The organism is Marisediminitalea oceani, from assembly GCF_003731635.1.
Lineage (GTDB): Bacteria > Pseudomonadota > Gammaproteobacteria > Enterobacterales > Alteromonadaceae > Alteromonas > Alteromonas oceani.
The window spans coordinates 78,351-101,094 of record NZ_RCUA01000078.1 but is presented as its reverse complement, the minus strand read 5'-3'; the positions used below and the strand labels follow the sequence as shown (position 1 = coordinate 101,094).

Annotated in this window: 17 protein-coding genes; 14 read left to right on the top strand and 3 right to left on the bottom strand. The window is 48.0% G+C overall.

Annotation, left to right across the window (positions count from 1 at the left end; translation table 11 throughout):
* Positions 1-51 precede the first annotated feature (51 nt).
* The gene (tcdA, locus tag D9T21_RS19820; RefSeq protein ID WP_123326916.1) at positions 52-825 is read right to left on the bottom strand and encodes a tRNA cyclic N6-threonylcarbamoyladenosine(37) synthase TcdA; all 774 of its coding nucleotides are present in this window, start codon (positions 823-825) and stop codon (positions 52-54) included.
* Positions 826-903: 78 nt separating this feature from the next.
* Here tcdA and lhgO point away from each other — a divergent pair, with 78 nt between their 5' ends.
* The 5 genes from lhgO to D9T21_RS19795 all read left to right on the top strand — a co-directional run bounded on the left by lhgO (position 904) and on the right by D9T21_RS19795 (position 7,065).
* Positions 904-2,106 (top strand): L-2-hydroxyglutarate oxidase, encoded by a 1,203-nt coding sequence (lhgO, locus tag D9T21_RS19815; RefSeq protein ID WP_123326915.1) that lies wholly within the window; start codon positions 904-906, stop codon positions 2,104-2,106.
* A 96-nt stretch (positions 2,107-2,202) separates the two neighbouring features.
* Entirely contained in the window at positions 2,203-3,135 is a 933-nt protein-coding gene (locus D9T21_RS19810) for a glutathione S-transferase family protein (RefSeq protein WP_123326914.1), read from the top strand.
* A gap of 6 nt (positions 3,136-3,141) precedes the next feature.
* Positions 3,142-3,975, top strand: a complete 834-nt coding sequence (locus D9T21_RS19805; RefSeq protein ID WP_123326913.1) for a pirin family protein — start codon at positions 3,142-3,144, stop codon at positions 3,973-3,975.
* A gap of 202 nt (positions 3,976-4,177) precedes the next feature.
* A complete protein-coding gene (locus D9T21_RS19800; RefSeq protein ID WP_123326912.1) occupies positions 4,178-5,590 on the top strand; it encodes a mannose-1-phosphate guanylyltransferase/mannose-6-phosphate isomerase in 1,413 nt (470 codons plus the stop codon).
* A gap of 17 nt (positions 5,591-5,607) precedes the next feature.
* Positions 5,608-7,065, top strand: a complete 1,458-nt coding sequence (locus tag D9T21_RS19795) for a phosphohexomutase domain-containing protein (protein ID WP_123326911.1) — start codon at positions 5,608-5,610, stop codon at positions 7,063-7,065.
* 78 nt (positions 7,066-7,143) lie between these two features.
* Here the strand turns inward: D9T21_RS19795 and D9T21_RS19790 are convergent, their stop codons facing one another.
* Positions 7,144-7,563 (bottom strand): DUF3429 domain-containing protein, encoded by a 420-nt coding sequence (locus D9T21_RS19790; RefSeq protein WP_123326910.1) that lies wholly within the window; start codon positions 7,561-7,563, stop codon positions 7,144-7,146.
* A 229-nt stretch (positions 7,564-7,792) separates the two neighbouring features.
* On the bottom strand, positions 7,793-9,070 hold the full coding sequence (gltA, locus tag D9T21_RS19785; protein ID WP_123326909.1) for a citrate synthase: 1,278 nt from the start codon (positions 9,068-9,070) through the stop codon (positions 7,793-7,795).
* A gap of 431 nt (positions 9,071-9,501) precedes the next feature.
* Between gltA and sdhC the strand changes: the two genes are divergently transcribed.
* The 9 genes from sdhC (at position 9,502) to D9T21_RS19740 (ending at position 22,743) form a co-directional block, all read left to right on the top strand.
* Positions 9,502-9,876, top strand: coding sequence for a succinate dehydrogenase, cytochrome b556 subunit (gene sdhC / locus D9T21_RS19780; protein WP_105934121.1), 375 nt, complete (start codon positions 9,502-9,504; stop codon positions 9,874-9,876).
* A complete protein-coding gene (sdhD, locus tag D9T21_RS19775) occupies positions 9,870-10,217 on the top strand; it encodes a succinate dehydrogenase, hydrophobic membrane anchor protein (protein ID WP_105934120.1) in 348 nt (115 codons plus the stop codon). Before sdhC ends, sdhD begins: the two co-directional genes overlap by 7 nt.
* A 1-nt stretch (position 10,218) precedes the next feature.
* Positions 10,219-11,991: a succinate dehydrogenase flavoprotein subunit gene (gene sdhA / locus D9T21_RS19770; protein ID WP_105934119.1), complete on the top strand. Its 1,773-nt coding sequence runs from the start codon at positions 10,219-10,221 to the stop codon at positions 11,989-11,991.
* 13 nt (positions 11,992-12,004) lie between these two features.
* Positions 12,005-12,715 carry a succinate dehydrogenase iron-sulfur subunit gene (locus tag D9T21_RS19765; protein ID WP_123326908.1) on the top strand — a complete coding sequence of 237 codons (711 nt, stop codon included), beginning with the start codon at positions 12,005-12,007 and terminating at the stop codon, positions 12,713-12,715.
* 140 nt (positions 12,716-12,855) lie between these two features.
* The gene (locus D9T21_RS19760; protein ID WP_123326907.1) at positions 12,856-15,681 is read left to right on the top strand and encodes a 2-oxoglutarate dehydrogenase E1 component; all 2,826 of its coding nucleotides are present in this window, start codon (positions 12,856-12,858) and stop codon (positions 15,679-15,681) included.
* A gap of 9 nt (positions 15,682-15,690) precedes the next feature.
* Positions 15,691-17,208, top strand: a complete 1,518-nt coding sequence (gene odhB, locus D9T21_RS19755; RefSeq protein WP_123326906.1) for a 2-oxoglutarate dehydrogenase complex dihydrolipoyllysine-residue succinyltransferase — start codon at positions 15,691-15,693, stop codon at positions 17,206-17,208.
* Positions 17,209-17,347: 139 nt separating this feature from the next.
* Complete coding sequence (gene sucC / locus D9T21_RS19750) at positions 17,348-18,514, top strand: ADP-forming succinate--CoA ligase subunit beta (protein ID WP_123326905.1); 1,167 nt, start codon at positions 17,348-17,350, stop codon at positions 18,512-18,514.
* Positions 18,514-19,386 carry a succinate--CoA ligase subunit alpha gene (sucD, locus tag D9T21_RS19745; protein WP_123326904.1) on the top strand — a complete coding sequence of 291 codons (873 nt, stop codon included), beginning with the start codon at positions 18,514-18,516 and terminating at the stop codon, positions 19,384-19,386. Before sucC ends, sucD begins: the two co-directional genes overlap by 1 nt.
* 285 nt (positions 19,387-19,671) lie before the next feature.
* Positions 19,672-22,743 carry a TonB-dependent receptor gene (locus D9T21_RS19740; RefSeq protein WP_123326903.1) on the top strand — a complete coding sequence of 1,024 codons (3,072 nt, stop codon included), beginning with the start codon at positions 19,672-19,674 and terminating at the stop codon, positions 22,741-22,743.
* Position 22,744 lies beyond the last annotated feature (1 nt).

The window sequence follows — 22,744 nt, the reverse complement described above, 5'->3', positions numbered from 1 at the left end:
CTTTTGCGGTATTGTGCGCGAGCCCGCGTGAAATGTCGAGCCGCGTTACAGTTAAATGCCAGTGAGCTTATTGATAAGCCTGGCGGCGGCAAACATACCAAAGGAAGCCGTTACCATAACTGACGCACCAAATCCGGAGGCACAATCAAGGCGGGTGCTGCCATCGGTGAGGGACTTGTTATGACAAACCGACCCATCGGGCTGTGGGTAGCGAAGTTGTTCAGTGGAATAGATACATTCAATGCCGAAGCGTCGTTTAGGATTTTTGGAAAATCCGTAGTTACGGCGTAATTCGTTGCGAAGTTTTGCTGCTAACGGATCCTGAATGGTTTTAGCCAGATCGGCGCAGGTTATCTGGGTTGGGTCAACCTGGCCGCCGGCTCCGCCTACGGTAACCACGGGTAATTTATTGCGTTTGCAGTAATATAAAATGCTGGCCTTAGCCCTGATGGAATCCGTTGCCTCTATAACGCCATCGTATCCACCGGCCAGATGTTCCATAACCGTGTCAGGCGTAACAAAATCTTCAATAACATTCACTTTGCATGCCGGGTTGATTTGACTGATACGCTGTGCCATTACCGTAACTTTGGCCTGGCCAACGGTATCATTTAAAGCATGGATCTGGCGGTTGGTATTGGTAACACAGATGTCATCCAGATCAATCAGGGTTATCTGACCTACGCCCGTTCTGGCCAGCGCCTCAGCACTCCACGAGCCAACACCGCCAATGCCAATTACGGCAATATGCAGCCCGGCAATGTGCGTGGTTTGTTGCTCTCCATATAACCGGGCAACACCGCCAAAGCGTTGTGAATCAAACATTTCAGACCCTTTTTGGTTGATGTTAATGATGGGACGGGTACTATCGGGGTGAGTTTAGCATTTTTCAATAGAATACCCATGACAGAATGTGATTTTGCCATCGTCGGTGCTGGTATTATTGGCGCTGCCGTGGCTTATAAGCTGAGTCAGCGTCAGCCCGATGCCCGCATCATGATGTTCGACAAAGAAACAGATTGCGCTGCCCATCAAACCGGGCGTAACTCCGGGGTGATACACGCCGGGGTTTATTATGCGCCGGGCAGTTATAAAGCCCGTTTTTGCCGCGCCGGATTGGAGCACACCTTTGAATTATGCAAGGAATTTGGTTTGCCCCATGAACAGTGCGGCAAACTGATTGTGGCAACGAGCGAAGATGAGTTACCCGCTCTGGAAGAACTGTACCATCGTTGCGAACAGAACGAACTCCAACCACAGCGGCTAACGGCTGCTGAAATTCAACGCCGTGAACCTGCCATCAATGCTGTGGGCGGTTTTTTTGTCGCGCAAACTGGCATCACCGATTACAAGGCTATCACGGGCTGCCTGTTACAGCAGGCAATCGCTCAGGGTCAGTGCCAGATCCATTATCAGCATAAGCTTGAGAGCATAGAGGACAGTAATAACGGCATGTTGTTACGATTTTCTCATCCACGGGGCGAAACCACAGTCAGGGCGGCTAAATTAATCAATTGCGCAGGTATTTATAGTGATGAACTGATCCGGATGCAGGGACTTGAGTGCGACTTCAGAATGTTGCCTTTTAAAGGTGAGTATTACCGTTTAAACAGTAAGTACGATGACATCTCCCGTCATCTGATTTATCCGGTGCCGGATCCGGCGATGCCATTTTTAGGAGTACATTTAACCCGAATGATAGGCGGGTACACTACTGTGGGGCCAAATGCTGTTCTGACCACAGGCCGTGAGGCATATAATAGTTTATTCAGCACTGATGCTGAATGGTTGCATCTGTTTGCCCACGGTGATGTGTGGAAATTGCTTTGGCGGTACAGGCGCGCTGCCGTTAAAGAGTTACATTCGTCCTTGTCTAAAACGCACTATGCCAGACTGGTGAGCCGCTATTGCCCCGGCATTACCGCAGCAGACTTTTTACCTTATCGCGCTGGGATCCGAGCACAGGCGGTAGACAAAAACGGCCTACTCGTGCACGACTTTAAGTTTGTGGAATCTACCCATGCGTTACACGTTGGGAATGCGCCATCACCGGCGGCAACCAGTGCCTTACCTATTGCTGATGAGATAATTAACCGACTGTTCTAAAACATAGAACAATCAATCCAAATGTTCCGTTAAGCCGTTTAGACAGATGTGTGTTCCACTTAGCACGCATTCATTTATCTTACACGGGAGAGCATCATGGGCTTGTTAATTGACGGCAAATGGCACGACAAATGGTATGACACCGATAAAAGCGGTGGTCGGTTTGAACGTCAGGATTCATTGTTCAGAAATACCATTGGTGAGAACAGTGAATTTAAAGCAGAAAGTGGCCGCTATCATTTGTATGTCTCTCTGGCTTGTCCGTGGGCACACCGTACCCTGATAATGCGAGAGCTTAAATCCTTAAATTCCCATATCGGAGTTTCGGTTGTAAATCCGGAAATGCTTGATAAAGGCTGGAGTTTTTTGCCGCATAAGGGCAGTACCGGGGATACGCTTTATGGCCATCAGTTTATGTATGAGATTTATCTCCGTCAGCAGGCAGATATTACTACTCGTGTTACGGTACCGGTACTGTGGGATAAAAAGACCGAAAAAATCGTCAATAACGAATCGGCTGAGATTATCCGCATCCTCAATACCAGCTTTAATGACATTACCGGTAACCACACCGATTATTACCCCGAGACGTTACAATCTGAGATAGATGAAGTGAATCAATGGGTGTACAACGATATTAATAATGGGGTATACAAGTCAGGGTTTGCTACTGAACAACAGGTTTATGAAGAAGCGGTTAATGCGTTATTTGCTGCTTTAGATAAGGTGGAAGCCCGCCTGGAAAAACAACCTTTCCTGGTAGGTGGCACGCTAACCGAGGCTGACATTCGTTTGTTTACCACGTTAGTACGCTTCGACGCTGTGTATCACGGCCATTTTAAGTGTAACCGTAAACAAATCAGTGACTATCCGGCCATGTTTAATTATATGAAGCGCATTTACCGGATGCCGGGCGTAGCCGATACAACGAATATGGAACATATTAAGCGTCACTACTATTACAGTCACACAATGATTAATCCTACACAGGTCGTTCCCGTAGGGCCCGATCTGTCTTTATGGAAGTAAACAACAATGACCAACCGAACTATTAAGCAACTTGTCAGTGGGATGCCAACCCAGGATGGTGCGGGGGTAAGCTTAACCCGGATTATCGGCCAGCGTTTATTACCCAATCTCGACCCGTTCCTGATGCTCGATTTCTTCGGCTCGGATAAACCCGATGAATATATTGCCGGCTTCCCGCCGCATCCGCACCGCGGTTTCCAGACGGTAACTTATATGCTGAAAGGGAAAATGCGCCATCGGGATTCGGTGGGCAACGAGGGAATTATTGAAGATGGCGGTATCCAGTGGATGAATGCTGGTAAGGGCATTATTCATGAAGAAATGCCTCAGCAAACCGACGGCCTGCTTAAGGGCTTTCAGCTGTGGGTGAATCTGCCGGCAAAAGATAAGATGTCGGCACCCGGTTACCAGGATATTCAGCCAGACGAGGTGAAAACAGTGTCCGTGGGGCAGAGTATAGAGGCAAAAGTGCTGGCCGGTACACTTAACGGTGTTAGTGGCCCGGTTAATACCGCCAGAGTAAAGCCACTTTTTACCGATCTGCACTGGCAGGCAGACGCGTCGGCAATCATCCCGGTAGCGGCAGGCCACAGCGCCTTTATTTATTGTTATGATGGCAGCCTCGACGTTAGCGGCGAAACCATTACCTGTGGCAAACTGGCAGTACTTAATGACGGTGATGAGCTCGACGTGGCCAGCAGCGAAGCCGGCAAGGCGATTTTAGTTGCTGCAGCCCCGATTGGTGAACCTGTGGTTCAGTATGGCCCCTTCGTGATGAATACTCAGGCCGAAATTCAACAGGCCATCACCGATTACCAACAAGGTAAATTAACTGTTTAAAAAATGCAGATACGATTAACTGGTTGACGGGAAATTAAACAAATTCCCGTCGACTAGTCGGTCCTGACAATTTATTTCGATAAATTACGTTGTGAATGTTGATTGCCCTGCAGTCCTTGATTAACATGGATTAAGGAATAAATAAGGGAATAAGCAGACAACTACTGCTTGTAATTCGCTCCCGCAATCAACAGGAACCAACATGAAACCAGTCGTATTAGCCGGTGGCTCTGGCAGCCGTTTATGGCCTAAATCCCGAGCAGCCCTGCCTAAGCAGTTTCTCGCTTTAACTTCAGAACAAACCATGTTGCAGGAAACACTGCAGCGCCTGGACGGCAGCAGTGCCGCTAACCCCATTGTGATTTGTAATGATGCACACCGCTTTTTAGTAGCTGAGCAGTTACGTCAGATGGGCGGCGACCATGGTGGTATAATCCTGGAGCCTGTTGGACGCAATACCGCACCCGCCATAGCACTGGCAGCACTGCATGCAATGCAAACTGATGATGACCCGGTGTTGCTGGTTCTGGCTGCCGATCACCTGATCAAAGATTCTGCTGGTTTCCAGGCGGCTGTTAGTAAGGCTAACGAGCTGGCGATGGATGGCAATCTGGTCACTTTTGGTATTGTGCCGGATCAGGCCCACACCGGTTATGGTTACATTAAGGGCGGTGAGGCCATTGGTGTTGGCATGAAGGTGGATGAATTTGTCGAGAAGCCAGACCTGGCTACGGCACAACAGTATGTCGATTCCGGTAACTACTTCTGGAACAGCGGTATGTTTATGTTTAAAGCCAGCGTCTATCTGGCTGAGCTGAAAAAGCATGCACCGGAAATGTACAGTATCTGTGAGCAGGCGATTGCTTCAGAGAGCAAAGATTTAGACTTTATCCGCATCGATCCTGAGATTTTCGCTACCTGTCCTGACGACTCTATCGATTATGCTGTAATGGAAAAAACCGCGCTGGCGGCCATGGTACCGCTGGATGCTGGCTGGTCTGATGTAGGTAGCTGGTCGTCACTGTGGGAAACCGCAGATAATAAAGACGAAAAAGGCAACGTGATTGTTGGTGATGCGATTCTTGAAGGCGTTAATAATAGCTATATCAACGCCGAGGAGCGTTTGATAGCCGTTGTTGGTCTGGATGATGTGGTCGTGGTAGAAACCAAAGATGCCGTAATGGTCGCCAATAAAAACAAAGTGCAGGACATTAAAAATGTCGTGAACAAGTTAAAGGCTGAACAACGCCCTGAATTCCAGTTCCATCGTGAAGTGTTCCGCCCGTGGGGTAGCTACGATTCTATCGATAATGGCAAGCGTTTCCAGGTTAAGCGCATTACCGTTAAGCCGGGTGAAAAGCTGTCGGTCCAGATGCATCACCACAGAGCAGAACACTGGATTGTGGTATCAGGTACTGCCAACGTGACCATCGGCGAGAAAACCCAGTTGGTGACCGAAAATGAATCGGTTTACATCCCGATTGGTGATGTACACGCGTTGGAAAACCCGGGCAAAATCCCGCTGGAACTTATTGAAGTGCAATCGGGTGCTTATCTGGGGGAAGACGACATTGTCCGTTTCTCTGATCGCTACGGCAGAACCGAGTCAAAATAAGCTGAGTAAAAACAACTATGACAACACCTATTACCTGTTTTAAAGCCTATGACATCCGTGGTGAGTTAAACACTCAGCTTAACGAAGAGGTCGCTTACCGGATTGGTTTTGCTTTTGCAGAAGAATTGTCAGCTAAATCTGTGGTAGTGGGAGGTGATGTTCGTCTCACTTCCACACCGCTGAAGCTGGCACTGAGTGCAGGCCTTGTTGATGGTGGCGCAGAAGTCACTGATATTGGTATGGCTGGTACCGAAGAAATCTACTTCGCGACCAAACACCTTGGCGTTGATGGCGGAATCGAAGTAACCGCCAGCCATAACCCGATTAATTACAATGGTATGAAATTGGTGAAGGCCGGTTCGGTGCCTATTAGTGGCGATACTGGTCTGAATGCTATTAAAGACCGCGCCGAAGCGCTCGACAGTGACTATGTGGCTGAGCGTCTGGATTTTTATGCTAAAGGCGCCAAAATCGACGCTGATGCGTTCTTTAATGGCAAAGCGCACATTGCTACAGACATCCTGGCAGAAAGCGGGAAATACCACCGTCACCTGAACATGGACGCTTACGTCTCGCACATTTTATCTTACGTTGATATCAATAACTTCACACCGCTGAAAATTGTAACCAACGCAGGTAACGGTGCTGCCGGACTGGCGCTGGATGCCATTGAGAAAAAACTGCACGAGAAAGACGTGCCGATTGAATTTGTCAAAGTGCATCATAATGCCGATGGTACGTTCCCGAATGGTATCCCTAATCCTTTATTACCAGAAAATCGCGCTGATACTGCTAATGCAGTAATCGAAAGTGGCGCTGACTTTGGTATTGCCTGGGATGGCGACTTCGATCGTTGTTTCCTGTTTGACGCTGACGGTAACTTTATTGAAGGCTATTACATTGTGGGTCTACTTGCTCAGGCGTTCCTTGATAAAGGACCAAGCAAAATTATTTATGACCCACGTGTGTACTGGAACAGTGAAGACATTATTAAGTCTGCTGGTGGTACGCCGATTAAATGTAAAACGGGTCATGCGTTTATTAAAGAACGGATGCGGCAGGAAGATGCCGTCTACGGTGGTGAAATGAGTGCTCACCATTACTTCAGGGATTTCGCTTATTGTGACTCGGGAATGATCCCATGGTTGCTGGTAGCAGAGCTTATCTGTACCCGTCAGAAGTCACTGGCGTCTATGGTGAAAGAGCGTATCGAAGCTTTCCCGTCGTCGGGCGAAATCAACAGCAAATTAAAGGATGCTGATGCAGCACTGGCGCGGGTACTTGAAAAATACCAGCCACTGGCTGAGGTGATTGACGAAACCGATGGGATTGGCCTGGAATTTGGTAACTGGCGGTTTAATTTACGTAAATCCAATACTGAGCCGGTGATCCGTCTGAATGTTGAATCTAAAGGTGATATTGCTTTGGTTGAAGAAAAAACCAAAGAATTGCTGGATTTGATCAGAGCGGAATAAGCCAGACCGACTTAATTATTCAATAAAAAACACCAGCTTCGGCTGGTGTTTTTATTTCAGAGACTTAATTGTTAGCACTTAGCGGCTGAAAATCATCAGAGCGTGAGATAACACAACTACTGTGGTTAACTGCATACGCAGTTTGGTATAAGCCACAACCATTTCTTTTGGCAGGGTAAGTACCTGTTTGTCGTAAAACATCATGAGCAGGTAACTAATACTCAACACCCCTAATACCCAGGGCGCGCCGGTTTGAGTTAAGCATATCCAGCCTACAATAGTCGGCAACATTGCCACGTACCTCTGATGGGCAGGCTTATTACTGCTAATGGCATCGTACCAGTGCACGCCACCAAAAAACGACAACAGCACGGCTGAATACTGCGTAAAGTAAAGGTATACCAGTGATTGTGGCAGGATATCGGTAAAAGTCAGCGCATTTAAACCAATAAAAGGCAGCAAACCGGCGTAACCTAATTGCTTTATGAGAGGTTGCATTGTTATTGAGTACCTTACTTATAATAAATATTTAAAATTTATTACGAAATTTTCTAATTGGTGGATTATTAAATCCGTCACATATTACCATTTCTAATTAATTTAAAATCGCGCACGCAATTAATGTTAATTAAAAGTAAAATTTAAAGTTAATATATTGTTAAGTTATTAATTGATAATAAAAAAGGCCCGCAATGCGAGCCTTTATTCTTTAACAATTAAATTAACGTTATTTAATTGGCGTATATTTACGCTGAGTGTGACCGGTGTATAACTGGCGAGGACGACCGATCTTTTGTGCAGGATCAGACATCATTTCGTGCCAGTGTGAAATCCAGCCAACAGTACGTGACAGGGCAAAGATACAGGTAAACATGTTAGTTGGAATACCAATTGCCTTCAGTACGATACCAGAGTAGAAATCAACGTTCGGGAACAGTTTCTTCTCGGCGAAGTACGGGTCTTCAAGGGCAATACGTTCCAGCTCCATTGCTACGTCCAGCAGCGGATCCTGAACATTAAGCTCTTTCAGTACTTCGTGACAGCTCTCGCGCATTACTGTAGCGCGTGGATCGTGGTTTTTGTACACACGGTGACCAAAGCCCATCAGACGGAACGGGTCGTTCTTATCTTTTGCACGATTAATGAACTCTGGAATACGGTCTACAGAACCGATTTCTTCCAGCATATTCAGACAAGCTTCGTTAGCACCACCGTGAGCAGGACCCCAAAGTGAAGCAACACCTGCAGCGATACAAGCATAAGGGTTTGCACCGGATGAACCTGCTAAACGTACGGTAGAGGTTGATGCATTTTGCTCGTGGTCGGCGTGCAGGGTAAAGATACGGTCCATAGCACGCTCTACCGCCGGGCTGATTTTGTAATCTTCAGCCGGAACAGAGAACATCATGTTCAGGAAGTTAGCCGCGTAGCTCAGGTCGTTACGAGGATAAACAAATGGCTGACCGATGTTGTATTTGTAACACATCGCTACCAGGGTAGGCATCTTTGCGATCAGACGGTGTGCACAACGTACACGCATGTCAAAATTAGAAACGTCCAGGTCGCTGTGATAGAACGAAGACATCGCACCAACAGTACCGTTCAGCATGGCCATAGGGTGGGCATCGTTACGGAAGCCATGGAAGAACATGTGAATTTGCTCATGTACCATGGTGTGGCGTTTGATAGTGTTTTCGAATTCTTCGTATTCTTCTTTATTCGGTGCATCACCGTGCAGCAGCATGTGACAAACTTCGAGATAGCTGGCATCACGCGCCAGTTCGTCGATTGGGAAGCCGCGGTGTAACAATACACCTTCTGCGCCGTCGATAAATGTGATGGAAGACTCGCAAGATCCAGTCGCCAGGAAACCAGGGTCATAGGTGAAATAGCCGTGTTTACCAAGGGCACGAATATCAATCACATCTTGTCCTGCTGTACCAGACAAGATAGGAAGTTCAATTTCCTTGTCGCCCGCTTTCAGAATGGCTTTTTGATCTGCCATAAGTTGCTCTCCTCAGAATTTTCTTTATCGGGATGTTACTCAATTTTGAGCAATCCGGTGGGAAAAGTGGCGTATTTGTACTTTATTATGCAGTAACAAGTCAATTTTATTACTTATATTACACATAAATATTCTAGATTGTTCCAGATTATACTGGTTATGTAGTACCCGGGATCAAGCATTTTTATCCTTTCTACGACCTAAGACTAATGTCCTAATACCACACAAAAAATTGTAATTATAATAGGTCGTGGATATACTCTGGCCTACTTAAATTGACTGAATATTTATTCTGTTAATTAAGTAATAAAATATTCACAAAATGTTAACACCTCATTGGATGAGAAAATTAACTTAGTAACAATCAGAATCACTCTGTCAGGACTCAACACGAGAGTGATTTGTCCCTACGGATAAAACAGGCAAAAATTGTGAAAAAGCAAAGACCAGTAAATTTAGACCTTAACACCATTAAATTTCCTCCCTCTGCTATTTCGTCAATTCTCCACCGCGTAACCGGCGTCGCAATGTTTTTTGCGCTGCTGTTTGTGATCTGGGCATGGGCCGTTTCGGTATCATCTCCAGAAGGCTTCGCCAACGTGCAGGCTTTAATGGATGGATTGATTGGAAAGATCATTGCAATCGGTACAGCTTCTGCGCTGACCTATCACATCCTTGGCGGTATCCGTCACGGCATAATGGATATGGGTCACTGGGAAGAGCTTGAGTCAGGTAACTTAAGTGCGCAAGTTGTTATTGGTTTGTGGGTGGTACTGACAGTAGTTATAGGGGTTGCGTTATGGTAACTAATCAGGCAAGCATCAAGCGTAATGGTGTACAGGATTACGTTTCTTTACGCGCTACTGCGGTAATTATCGCAGTCTACACATTCTTCATGGCTGGATTCTTTATCACGACTGAAGAAGTTACTTTCGACGTATGGCAGGGCTTGTTCTCTGGTATTGCGATGAAAGTATTCACCCTCGCTGCATTGGTTTCCATCATGATCCATGTTCGCATTGGTCTGTGGCAGGTGTTAACCGATTATGTTAAGCCAACCGGTCTGCGCGCTACCATTCAGTATGTTCTGAATATTATCGCGTTTGTATACGTGGCCGCTGGTTTGTTTGTTTTGTGGGGAGTGTAAAATGAGTTTACCCGTTCATGAGTTTGACGCCGTCGTAATTGGCGCCGGCGGTGCAGGTATGCGCGCAGCACTGCAAATCTCGCAGTCTGGCAAATCCTGTGCATTACTATCAAAAGTGTTTCCAACCCGTTCGCACACAGTATCCGCTCAGGGTGGTATTACTGTAGCGCTGGGTAATTCCCATGAAGATAACTGGGAATGGCACATGTACGATACCGTTAAAGGTTCCGATTATATCGGTGACCAGGACGCTATCGAATATATGTGTAAAACCGGACCTGAAGCCATTATCGAAATGGAAAATATGGGTCTGCCTTTCTCTCGTTTCGAGAACGGAAAAATCTATCAGCGTCCATTTGGCGGCCAGTCTAAGAACTTTGGTGGCGAGCAGGGCGCACGTACCGCGGCAGCGGCTGACCGTACTGGTCACGCGTTACTGCATTTGCTGTATCAACAAAACGTTAAAAACAAAACTAAAGTATTCAGCGAATGGTACGCACTGGATCTGGTTAAGAACCAGGATGGCGATGTAGTCGGTTGTACGGCTATCGACATCGAAACCGGTGAAGTGGTTTATTTCAAATCTAAAGCTGTTGTTCTGGCAACGGGTGGTGCAGGGCGTATTTACGCATCGACCACTAACGCACACATCAACACTGGTGATGGCGTGGGCATGGCCCTGCGTGCCGGCGTTTGCGTACAGGACATGGAAATGTGGCAGTTCCACCCAACCGGTATCGCCGGCGCGGGAACCCTGGTAACAGAAGGGTGTCGTGGTGAAGGTGGTTACCTGCTGAATAAAGACGGCGAGCGTTTCATGGAGCGTTATGCACCGAATGCTAAAGACTTAGCCGGCCGTGACGTAGTTGCCCGTTCAATGATGACCGAGATCCGTGAAGGTCGTGGTTGTGAAGGCCCATGGGGTACGCACATCAAACTTAAACTGGACCACCTGGGTAAAGATGTTCTTGAATCACGTCTGCCGGGTATTCTTGAACTTTCTCGTACCTTTGCGCACGTTGATCCGGTTAAAGAGCCGATTCCGGTTATTCCAACCTGTCACTATATGATGGGCGGTATTCCGACTAACGTTGATGGTCAGTGTCTGACGCTGGACGAAAACGGTAACGACAAAGTCGTTAACGGTCTGTTTGCCTGTGGTGAGATTGCCTGTGTATCTGTACACGGTGCGAACCGTTTAGGCGGTAACTCACTGCTTGACCTGGTGGTGTTTGGACGTGCAACAGGTTTACACCTGGGTGACAAACTGGACGAAATGACCCCAAGCCGCGAAGCTTCAGAATCTGATCTTGAAGGTGCTATGGCGCGTTTCAATCGTTGGGAAGGCTCAGAAAAAGGCAAAGGCGAAGATCCGGTTCAAATCAAGAAAGATTTGCAGGAATGTATGCAGCTTAACTTCTCGGTATTCCGTGAAGGTGATGCAATGGCCGAAGGTCTCAAGCAACTTAAAGAGATCCGTGAGCGTCTGCAAAGCGCACGTCTTGATGACAAGAGTGCCGACTTCAATACCCAGCGTATTGAGTGTTTAGAACTCGATAACCTGATGGAAACTGCGTACAGCACTGCTGTGGCAGCAAACTTCCGTACAGAAAGCCGTGGTGCACACAGCCGCTTTGACTACCCGGATCGTGATGACGAGAACTGGTTATGTCACAGTGTCTACAACCCGGCGACTGAAGATATGGTTAAACGTGATGTCAACATGGCGCCTAAGCTTCGCGAAGCCTTCCCGCCAAAAGTACGTTCATACTAAGAGGGGTTAGATCATGCAATTAACTTTTTCGGTATACCGTTATAATCCTGAGGTGGATAATGCACCTCGCATGCAGGATTACACCCTGGAAGTGGAAGAAGGCCAGGATATGATGGTGCTGGATGCACTGATTCTTTTAAAAGAACAGGATCCATCATTATCGTTCCGTCGCTCTTGTCGTGAAGGGGTTTGTGGTTCTGACGGCATGAACATGAACGGCAAAAATGGCCTGGCGTGTATCACTCCGTTGTCAGCACTGGGCTCAGGTAAAGTGGTTATTCGTCCGCTGCCTGGTTTGCCGGTAGTGCGTGACCTGGTGGTCGATATGACCCAGTTCTACACTCAGTACGAGAAGATTAAACCGTTCTTAATTAACGACAGCAAACAGCCGCCGGCAAGAGAGCATCTGCAGTCTCCTGAAGAGCGTGCTAAACTGGATGGACTCTATGAGTGTATACTGTGTGCATGTTGTTCAACATCTTGTCCATCATTCTGGTGGAATCCGGATAAGTTCATCGGACCAGCCGGCTTGTTGCACGCCTATCGATTCCTGATTGATAGCCGCGATACAGCAACAGACGAGCGACTGAACGATCTGGATGATGCTTTCAGCGTGTTCAGATGTCACGGTATCATGAACTGTGTAAGTGTATGTCCTAAGGGACTCAACCCTACAAAAGCAATTGGGCAGATTAAGTCCATGCTTTTACAACGGGCTGTTTAGCAATTAACTTGATTACTGCTTCAGTAACAAGTGAGTAATGCATAAATGGCCATCCTTATGGGGTGGCTATTTTTTTGTAAATGTGGTCGGGTAAGACGTCCGACCTGATAGTTTTATTGACAACCTAGCAAGGCACAATAATGCAAGAAAGCGTGATGAAAGCGTGGTGGGACTCATCGCACATGGCTGGAGCCAATGCTGCCTATGTGGAAGCATTGTACGAAGCCTACCTTGACGACCCGCAGAGTGTCTCTGATTCCTGGCGTGAAACCTTTGACGCTTTACCCAAAGTGGATGGGGTGGAATTAGAAAGTAACCATAGCCTTATCAAAGACCAGTTCCGCAAACTGGCGTCTCTGGGACCACTGGCCCGTTGTAGCAGTGGGTCTGCTACCACAGCGAGCAGTAATCAGTCTGACCAGAAACAGGTTAAGGTGTTGCAGTTAATTAACGCCTATCGATTCCGTGGGCACCAGCATGCCAACCTCGATCCGCTGGGATTGTGGAAACAGGAACGGGTCAGAGACCTGGAGTTGTCGCATCACAATCTATCCGAGACGGATTTTGATACGGTTTTCAACGTTGGCTCTTACGCCATCGGTAAAGAAACCATGCCATTAGGTGAACTGTTTAAATCATTAAACAGAACCTATTGCAGCTCCATCGGTGCAGAATATATGCACATTACCGATACCGAGCAAAAACGCTGGTTACAACAACGTATTGAATCGGTCGAAGCGCGTCCTGAATTAGACCGCGATTCGAAAATCGATATCCTCAAAGGCCTGGTTGCCGCTGACGGTATGGAAAAGTATCTGGGCTCAAAATTCCCGGGTGCCAAGCGCTTCTCACTGGAAGGTGGCGATGCGCTGATCCCGATGCTGAAAGGGCTGATTAAAGAGGCCGGTTCACAAGGCACCAAAGAAGTCGTTGTGGGCATGGCTCACCGTGGTCGTCTTAACGTGCTGGTTAACGTACTGGGTAAAAACCCGTCAGTACTGTTTGATGAATTTGGCGGCAAGCACGACGAGTCGTTGGGCGCTGGTGACGTAAAATACCACGCTGGTTACTCTTCAGACTTTGCTACGCCAGGCGGTAACGTTCACCTGGCGCTGGCCTTTAACCCGTCGCACCTGGAAATTGTTAACCCGGTGGTAATGGGCTCTGTTCGTGCCCGTCTTGACCGTCGCGAAAACAGCGCGCTTAAGGTTCTGCCGGTAACTATCCACGGTGACTCGGCAATTGCCGGTCAGGGTGTGGTTCAGGAAACCTTCAACATGTCGCAAACCCGCGGGTTTGCAGTAGGTGGTACGGTTCGAATCGTTATCAATAACCAGGTTGGTTTCACTACTTCGAAAATTGAAGACACCCGTTCTACCCAGTACTGTACTGACATCGCTAAAATGGTTCAGGCGCCGATTCTGCACGTTAATTCAGATGATCCTGAAGCTGTATTATTTGTTACCAAGCTGGCGCTTGATTTCCGTAACAAATTTAAGCGCGATGTAGTAATTGATCTGGTTTGTTATCGCCGTCACGGTCACAACGAGTCGGACGAGCCGAATGCCACACAGCCGGTGATGTATCAGAAGATTAAAAAGCATCCGGTACCACGTGAGCTTTATGCCGAACAGCTGATTGCCGAAGGTGTACTGGGCAAACAGGATGCCGATAAACTTATCGAAGACTATCGGGCTGCTATGGACCATGGCGCCTGCGTGGTTGAAGAATGGCGGCCAATGACCGAGCACAGTGTTGACTGGCACCCGTATCTCGGCCATGACTGGGATACGCCGTACGATGGCAGCATTAGTCTGGATGAACTTAAGTCACTGGGCGATCGCCTGGTGTCTTACCCGGAAGACGTAAAATTACAGTCACGGGTGAATAAGGTTTATAACGACCGTAAAGCCATGATTGCCGGTGAGCGTAACCTCGACTGGGGTATGGCCGAACTGCTGGCTTACGCATCCATTGTTAAGGGTGGCACCAGTATCCGTCTGACAGGTCAGGATTCAGGCCGTGGTACATTCTTCCATCGCCATGCGGTATTACATAATCAGGCTGATGCTTCGACTTATATGCCACTTCAGCATATCAGCGAAGATCAGGAAGCTATCGAGATTTATGACTCGGTTCTCTCTGAAGAAGCGGTTATGGCATTTGAATACGGTTACGCCACAGCTGAGCCAACTTGTCTGACTATCTGGGAAGCGCAGTTTGGTGACTTTGCCAACGGTGCCCAGGTGGTATTCGACCAGTTCTTAAGTTCAGGTGAAGCCAAGTGGGGTCGTTTATGCGGTCTGACAGTGCTGTTACCACATGGTTACGAAGGCCAGGGCCCTGAGCACAGCTCAGCACGTCTTGAGCGTTTCCTGCAACTGTGTGCCGATCACAACTGGCAGGTTTGTGTACCTTCAACGCCTGCTCAGGTGTTCAACATGATCCGCCGTCAGGTGATTCGCCCAATGCGTAAGCCATTGATTGTGATGTCACCTAAGTCATTGCTACGTCATCCTATGGCGGTTTCTTCACTGGAAGAACTGTCTGAAGGTGTATTCCACAACGTGATTGGCGAAGTGGATGAACTGCCAGCCAAAGACGTAAAACGTGTGGTGATGTGTTCTGGTAAGGTTTACTACGACCTGCTTGATCAACGCCGTAAGAATGAACAAACCGATGTCGCCATTATTCGTCTGGAACAGTTATATCCGTTCCCGCAGGAAGAATGCGCGAAGATCGTGGCTGAATACAGCCATGTTAAAGATTGGGTTTGGTGTCAGGAAGAGCCACAAAACCAGGGTGCCTGGTATTGTAGCCAACATCATTTCTGGCAGGTAATCCCAGATGGTGCCAAGTTAACATATGCGGGACGTGCGGCTTCAGCGTCGCCTGCCGTAGGTTATTTATCCGTTCACAACCAGCAACAGAAAGCCCTGGTTGAAGACGCTCTCACGATAAAATAAGGAACAGAGATGACAATTGAGATAAAAGTTCCGGTTCTACCCGAGTCAGTTGCCGACGCCACGATTGCAACCTGGCACGTAAAAGCCGGGGACAGTGTAAAACGCGACCAGAACCTGGTAGACATTGAAACAGACAAGGTGGTACTGGAAGTTGTTGCCCCTGCAGACGGTGTTATCGGTGAGATTATCGATGAAGAAGGTGCAACCGTGCTTGGTGAACAAGTGATTGCTAAACTGGAAGAGGGCGGTGCTGCACCGGCCAAATCTGAGAGCAAATCAGAGAGCAAAGCTGACGCTGAGCCTGCTAAAGCAGAAGCACCAGCGGCAGAGGAAGCAAGCGGCGAAACCGTAGACATCAAAGTACCGGTACTGCCTGAGTCAGTGGCTGATGCAACCATTGCTACCTGGCACGTTGCGCCAGGCGAAAAAGTAAGCCGCGACCAGAACCTGGTTGATATCGAAACCGATAAAGTGGTACTGGAAGTAGTTGCGCCGGCTGACGGCTCAATCGCCGAAGTACTGGCTGAAGAAGGCACCACGGTAACTGCCGAAGAAGTGATTGCCAAATTCACTGAAGGTGCAGGCTCTTCTGCGCCAACTGCCGCAGCCAGTGAAGAAAGCAGCAGCGATGACGGTGACAGCGATGCGCTGAGCCCGTCGGTACGTCGCCTGTTAGCAGAAAAAGGCGTTGACCCGGCTAAAGTAAAAGGTTCAGGCAAAAACGGCCGCATCACCAAAGAAGATGTTGAGCAGTACCTGAAGTCTGATAGCAAGCCGGCTGCAGCCAGCCCTGCGTCAGAAGAAGCACCTGCAGCGCCTGCCGGTGAGCGCAGTGAAAAACGTGTTCCTATGACACGCCTGCGTAAAACGATCGCTAACCGCCTGCTGGAAGCGAAAAACTCTACCGCAATGTTAACTACGTTCAACGAAGTTAACATGAAGCCTATAATGGACCTGCGTAAGCAGTATCAGGAAGGCTTTGAGAAGCGTCACGGTATCCGCTTAGGCTTCATGTCTTTCTACGTGAAAGCGGTTACTGAAGCGCTTAAGCGTTTCCCTGAAGTTAATGCTTCACTGGACGGTGATGATATCGTTTATCACAACTACTTTGATATCTCGATCGCGGTGTCAACGCCACGTGGCCTGGTTACCCCGGTACTGAAAGATTCAGATACTCTGGGCATGGCCGGTATCGAAAAAGGTATCAAGGAACTGGCTATCAAAGGCCGTGATGGCAAACTGTCTATGGCAGAGCTGCAAGGTGGTAACTTCACCATCACCAACGGTGGTGTATTTGGTTCACTGATGTCTACGCCAATCATTAACCCGCCACAAAGCGCTATCCTGGGTATGCATAAGATCCAGGATCGTCCAATGGCGGTTAATGGCAAAGTTGAAATTTTACCAATGATGTATCTTGCGTTGTCTTATGACCACCGGATCATCGATGGCAAAGAATCGGTCGGCTTCCTGGTCACCGTTAAAGAAATGCTGGAAGATCCAACACGTCTGCTTCTGGATGTGTAAGACTTTCGTAGCATAACTATATGTGAAGATGATACTCATGTATCATCTTCACATGCTGGTATTTGGGGACGGATACCAGTTGGGAATTAGTCGAGCCAGATATTGGCTTTCGTTTAAATAATAATCGGAAAGAAACACCATGAATTTGCATGAATACCAAGGTAAGCAGCTATTCAAAGAATACGGCTTACCTGTTTCTGAAGGATACGCATCAGATACCCCTCAAGGTGCAGTAGAAGCTGCTGACCGTATTGGCGGTAACGAATGGGTTGTTAAGTGTCAGGTCCACGCTGGTGGCCGTGGTAAAGCCGGCGGTGTTAAGCTGGTAAAAACCAAAGACGAAATTCGCGCTTTTGCTGAAAAGTGGTTAGGCAAAAACCTGGTGACATTTCAGACTGACGAGAACGGTCAGCCTGTAAGCAAGATCTTAGTAGAGTCTTGCACTGATATCGCAAACGAATTGTACTTAGGTGCTGTGGTAGACCGTGGCACTCGCCGCGTTGTCTTCATGGCGTCTACTGAAGGCGGTGTTGAAATTGAAACCGTTGCAGAAGAAACCCCGGAAAAAATCCTGAAAGCTGAAATCGACCCAATCGTTGGTCCTCAGCCTTATCAGGCGCGTGAAATGGCGTTTAAACTGGGTCTGCAAGGCGTACAGGTTAAGCAATTCGTACAGATCTTCTTAGGTCTGGCAAAAATGTTTGAAGACCTGGATCTGGCGTTAATTGAAATTAACCCGCTGGTAATCAAAGAAGACGGCAACCTGCACTGTCTGGACGCTAAACTGGGCGTAGACAGCAACGCAATGTACCGTCAGCCTAAGCTGAAGGACATGAAAGATCCTTCACAGGAAGATGCTCGTGAAGCACACGCTGCTCAGTGGGAACTGAACTACGTAGCACTGGACGGTAACGTTGGCTGTATGGTTAACGGTGCGGGTCTGGCCATGGGTACCATGGACATCGTAAACCTGCACGGCGGTAGCCCGGCTAACTTCCTCGATGTTGGTGGTGGCGCGACTAAAGAGCGTGTTGCTGAAGCATTCAAAATCATTCTGTCTGACGACAACGTGAAAGCCGTTCTGGTTAACATCTTCGGCGGTATCGTACGTTGTGACATGATCGCAGAAGGTATCATCGGCGCAGTTAAAGAAGTAGGCGTTGAAGTACCAGTTGTTGTACGTCTTGAAGGTACCAATGCAGAGCTTGGCCGTGAAGTGCTGGGTAACTCTGGCTTGGATATCATCGCTGCAGAATCATTAACTGATGCAGCAGAGAAAGTTGTTGCAGCTGCGGAGGGCAAATAATGTCAGTTTTGATCGGTAAAGACACTAAAGTTATCTGTCAGGGTTTCACTGGCGGTCAGGGTACTTTTCACTCTGAACAAGCGCTTGCCTACGGTACGCAAATGGTTGGTGGTGTAACGCCTGGTAAAGGTGGCACTGAGCACTTAGGTCTGCCTGTATTCAACACAGTTCGTGAAGCGGTTGAAGCAACTGGCGCCACAGCCTCTGTCATCTACGTTCCAGCTCCTTTCTGTAAAGACTCAATTGTTGAAGCAGTAGATGCAGGCATCGAATTAGTGGTTTGTATCACTGAAGGTATTCCTACGCTGGACATGCTTTACGTTAAAGAATACGTAAATGCTAAAGGCGCACGCATGATTGGTCCAAACTGTCCGGGTGTAATCACTCCGGGTGAGTGTAAGATTGGTATCATGCCTGGTCATATCCACAAGCCTGGTAAAGTTGGTATTGTTTCACGCTCTGGTACGCTTACGTACGAAGCAGTTAAACAAACTACTGACGAAGGTTTTGGTCAGTCTACCTGTGTTGGTATTGGTGGTGATCCAATCCCGGGTTCTAACTTCATCGATATCCTGAAGTTGTTCCAGGACGATCCTCAAACCGAAGCGATTGTTATGATCGGTGAGATCGGTGGTACTGCAGAAGAAGAAGCGGCAGCGTTTATCAAAGAAAACGTGACTAAGCCGGTTGTTTCTTACATCGCTGGTGTTACTGCTCCTCCGGGCAAACGTATGGGTCACGCTGGTGCGATTATCGCTGGCGGTAAAGGTACTGCAGACGAGAAATTTGCAGCCCTTGAAGCAGCAGGCGTGAAAACTGTTCGCTCACTGGCCGAAATCGGTAAAGCACTGCGCGAACAAACTGGTTGGTAAATACCTCTGGTTAAGCGCTGATGCGTTAACAATGTATTGTTTGGTAAAAGCCCGCTTTATGCGGGCTTTTTTATTATTTATCAAAAAGATAGGCAATTTAAGACGCTCTTAGGGATCTCCTCTTTTATTACTATAAATCGATTGTGAAAAATTTGTAAAAAAAGTTAACTGAATACGTATGCATGACATTTTCAGTTTTTCACCTAGCAATTAGTATGAAATTCGGTAATCAAACCGGCGAAATGTTGCACAGCATTTCTCAACATAACTAATAATGGGGAAAACATGAAAACGTTCAAACCCAGTGCTATCACTCTGGCACTATTAACCAGTGGGTTGGTTTTCACTAGTTATCCGCTTTTGGCGCAAGACTCAGCGCAAAACAGTGACCAGGGAAAACAGGAAGAAGCTATAGAGCGCATCGAGGTGCGCGGTTTTAGCAGCAGTCTTATTCAGTCACTCAACCAAAAGCGTTTTGGTGATACCGTTTCAGAACAACTCTCAGCCGACGACCTGGGCGGCTTGCCCGACGTCAGTATGGCCGATGCACTAACCCGCTTACCAGGGATATCCGCGGTACGAACCGGTGGTCAGGCTGCGGAAATCAATATTCGGGGCTTATCCGGAGACTTTGTCTTCTCGACACTGAACGGCCGGGAACAGGTATCTACCAGTGGCAGTCGTTCAATCGAATTTGATCAGTACCCGTCTGAATTAATCAATTCAGCAGCCGTCTATAAATCCCCCAAAGCATCGCTGATTGAGGGCGGGGTGGCTGGTACGGTTGAGTTACAAACCGCAAGTGCATTAGCTAAGGATGACAAACATACTTTTAATGCCAACGTGCGCGGTATGTTTAACGACCGGGCCAACGAAGTGGCCGACGCAGAAGAGTTTGGCCATCGCCTGAGCTTTTCCTATCAGGGCAAGTTCTTAGATGACACTCTGGGTGTTTCCCTTGGTTACGCCAGGTTATATCAACCCAGTGTTTCTACGCAGTTTATCGGCTTTGCTTACAATGCCGAAGTTGATGTCGATGGCCTGGCCGGTGATGAGGAGAATTATAACCCGAATTCAGATGTGCCCCGGGAAGATCAATGCCTGGAATGTGAACTCATTTCCGAAGGCTTTGAAATGCAGCACAAGGGTGGTGAGGAAACCCGAAACGGCTATGTCGCGGCGATCGAATGGGCACCACTGGATAACTTCACCTTAAAAGCTGATGCCTTCGTATCCAAATTTGATTCAGAAGCCTTTGCCCGCGGTTTCCGGGTAAAACTCGGTGGTGTTAATACCGAAATTTACAATCCGGTGGTGGTGAATAACAGTGTTGTTGGCGGCACTTTTGTGCGTTCCGATAGCAGTGAAACCCGTATCGAACTGGTTAATGACGATAATCAGGATTTCGATAAAGTAGAAAGCTACGGTATCAATGCTGACTGGCAGATCACCGATAATTTCGCCGCACAGTTTGATATTGCATTATCAAAAGCTAACAGTAATTTCCGCAATGGCTTGTTGTGGTCACTGGTTGGCGATGATGCCACCGCCGCCAGTCCGCGTTTTGATGAAAATATACAGATCTCGTATCTGCTCAATGGTATGGACTTACCAGACTTACAGTTCAATCAGGCCGATGCCTTTACCGATCTGGACCGGGTTATGGTCAGTAAGTATGGCATTTATCCCTATGTTAACAGTGATGAACTGGATGCCTACCGGGCTGATTTCCAGTATTTTATTGATACCGACTTCATATCATCAATCGAATTTGGTGGCCGCTACTCAGATCGCACCTACAGTAACGATCGCTCGGTGTTTGAATATGGTAACGACCAGGCATTTTCCTCGAGCCAGCCGCCGCTGCGTCTGACCGATGATTTAGCCGAAATGGTGAACTGGCAGGGCGACTTTGCTTACTTTCCCAATTACCTTTCCATTGATTTGGGCAAAGCGCTTCAAGCCTGGTTCCCTTCCGGGATACCGCAACCAGCGCAAACCTGGGGAGCAGGAGACCCGGGTGTAATTAATGGCCCTGACGATGCCACTGTGTCTACCGCATGGTCGGTCCTGGAAAGTGGAGACGTGTTTGAAACCGTCTCAGCTGCTTACCTGATGGCCAATATCGATACTGAAATCGGCGGGTTACCGATTACCGGTAATATCGGCGTTCGCTATGTAAAATCAAAACAGAGCTCTACCACACTGCAAAGAGCAACCATGTTTGTGGAGGACCCGGATACCGGTCAGGATGTAGAGGTCAGCGATCCCACTGCTGGCGCACAAAATATTGTCGATGAGCTTGGCTATATCAATAATTTCTATCGCCCGGCCATACTCACCTACGAGTACACCGATGTCCTGCCGTCGATTAACTTAAATTTCCAGATTACGGATAACTCGCAACTTCGTGTTGCTGCTGCGCGGGTTATGGGTCGGGCTCCGATCAATCGTTTTGCAGCCAATGCGTCCACCAATGTTGAGCTAATCAGTGCTACCCAGAACCGCGACTCCGGTGAGATTACCTTATCCAATCAGCAGGCGCGGATTTCGGGGTCATCGAATAACAGCCCTTATCTGGATCCGTTTTACGCTACTCAGTATGACATTTCCTATGAGCACTACTTTGATGACAGTGACGGCGCGATTGTCGTTGCAGGGTTTTATAAGAACATTGAGTCGTTTATCGAAAACATCGCCATCGAACCCTATGACTTTGAAGGCAACGGCTTTGTAGTGCCGGATTCAGTTACTGTACCGGTGTTTTACGAAGCCGATTATCCGGGCCAGGCGCCTGAGCCGGTTGTAGATAATACCGGAGCGCCGGTTACCGTTACGGTGCCTACCACTGATGGTCGCTATGAAACCGCTATTAATAATGCCCGCGGCGGTTACATTCGCGGTATAGAGCTGGCTTATACCCAGATATACAGTGACTTACCGGGTATGTGGTCGGGACTGGGCGTTAATGCCAGCTATTCGTATACCGAAAGTGAGATACAGCGCACCGTCGGCAATGGCGTGTATGCCAGCCAGCTACCGGGCTTGTCAGAAAACGTTGCCACTATGACCTTGTTCTGGGAATACGAAGGGTTTGAAACCCGGGTGTCTGGCCGCTACCGCGACGCGTTTGTTTCCAAGCAGGTCGCGGTCAACGATCAGACCGTCAATTTTGATTCCGAGTTAGTGGTGGACTATCAGGCATCATATGAAATCAACGACAACATAAGTGTGTTGTTCCAGATAAATAACCTGACCGATGAACCCACCAAAAGCTATTTCACCTCGCCTGAACAAACAGGAACCATTCAGTTCTTCGGAACCCAATACTTCCTGGGGATGACTTACTCGCTATGAA

Excerpts from the sequence above, each read along its gene's own strand:
- odhB (WP_123326906.1), top strand. The coding sequence starts at position 15,691 with ATGACAATTGAGATAAAAGTTCCGGTTCTACCCGAGTCAGTTGCCGAC.
- D9T21_RS19800 (WP_123326912.1), top strand. The coding sequence starts at position 4,178 with ATGAAACCAGTCGTATTAGCCGGTGGCTCTGGCAGCCGTTTATGGCCT.
- sucC (WP_123326905.1), top strand. The coding sequence starts at position 17,348 with ATGAATTTGCATGAATACCAAGGTAAGCAGCTATTCAAAGAATACGGC.
- D9T21_RS19790 (WP_123326910.1), bottom strand. The coding sequence starts at position 7,563 with ATGCAACCTCTCATAAAGCAATTAGGTTACGCCGGTTTGCTGCCTTTT.
- sdhD (WP_105934120.1), top strand. The coding sequence starts at position 9,870 with ATGGTAACTAATCAGGCAAGCATCAAGCGTAATGGTGTACAGGATTAC.
- tcdA (WP_123326916.1), bottom strand. The coding sequence starts at position 825 with ATGTTTGATTCACAACGCTTTGGCGGTGTTGCCCGGTTATATGGAGAG.
- sucD (WP_123326904.1), top strand. The coding sequence starts at position 18,514 with ATGTCAGTTTTGATCGGTAAAGACACTAAAGTTATCTGTCAGGGTTTC.
- sdhA (WP_105934119.1), top strand. The coding sequence starts at position 10,219 with ATGAGTTTACCCGTTCATGAGTTTGACGCCGTCGTAATTGGCGCCGGC.
- D9T21_RS19805 (WP_123326913.1), top strand. The coding sequence starts at position 3,142 with ATGACCAACCGAACTATTAAGCAACTTGTCAGTGGGATGCCAACCCAG.
- D9T21_RS19810 (WP_123326914.1), top strand. The coding sequence starts at position 2,203 with ATGGGCTTGTTAATTGACGGCAAATGGCACGACAAATGGTATGACACC.
- lhgO (WP_123326915.1), top strand. The coding sequence starts at position 904 with ATGACAGAATGTGATTTTGCCATCGTCGGTGCTGGTATTATTGGCGCT.
- D9T21_RS19740 (WP_123326903.1), top strand. The coding sequence starts at position 19,672 with ATGAAAACGTTCAAACCCAGTGCTATCACTCTGGCACTATTAACCAGT.
- D9T21_RS19760 (WP_123326907.1), top strand. The coding sequence starts at position 12,856 with ATGCAAGAAAGCGTGATGAAAGCGTGGTGGGACTCATCGCACATGGCT.
- D9T21_RS19765 (WP_123326908.1), top strand. The coding sequence starts at position 12,005 with ATGCAATTAACTTTTTCGGTATACCGTTATAATCCTGAGGTGGATAAT.
- gltA (WP_123326909.1), bottom strand. The coding sequence starts at position 9,070 with ATGGCAGATCAAAAAGCCATTCTGAAAGCGGGCGACAAGGAAATTGAA.
- D9T21_RS19795 (WP_123326911.1), top strand. The coding sequence starts at position 5,608 with ATGACAACACCTATTACCTGTTTTAAAGCCTATGACATCCGTGGTGAG.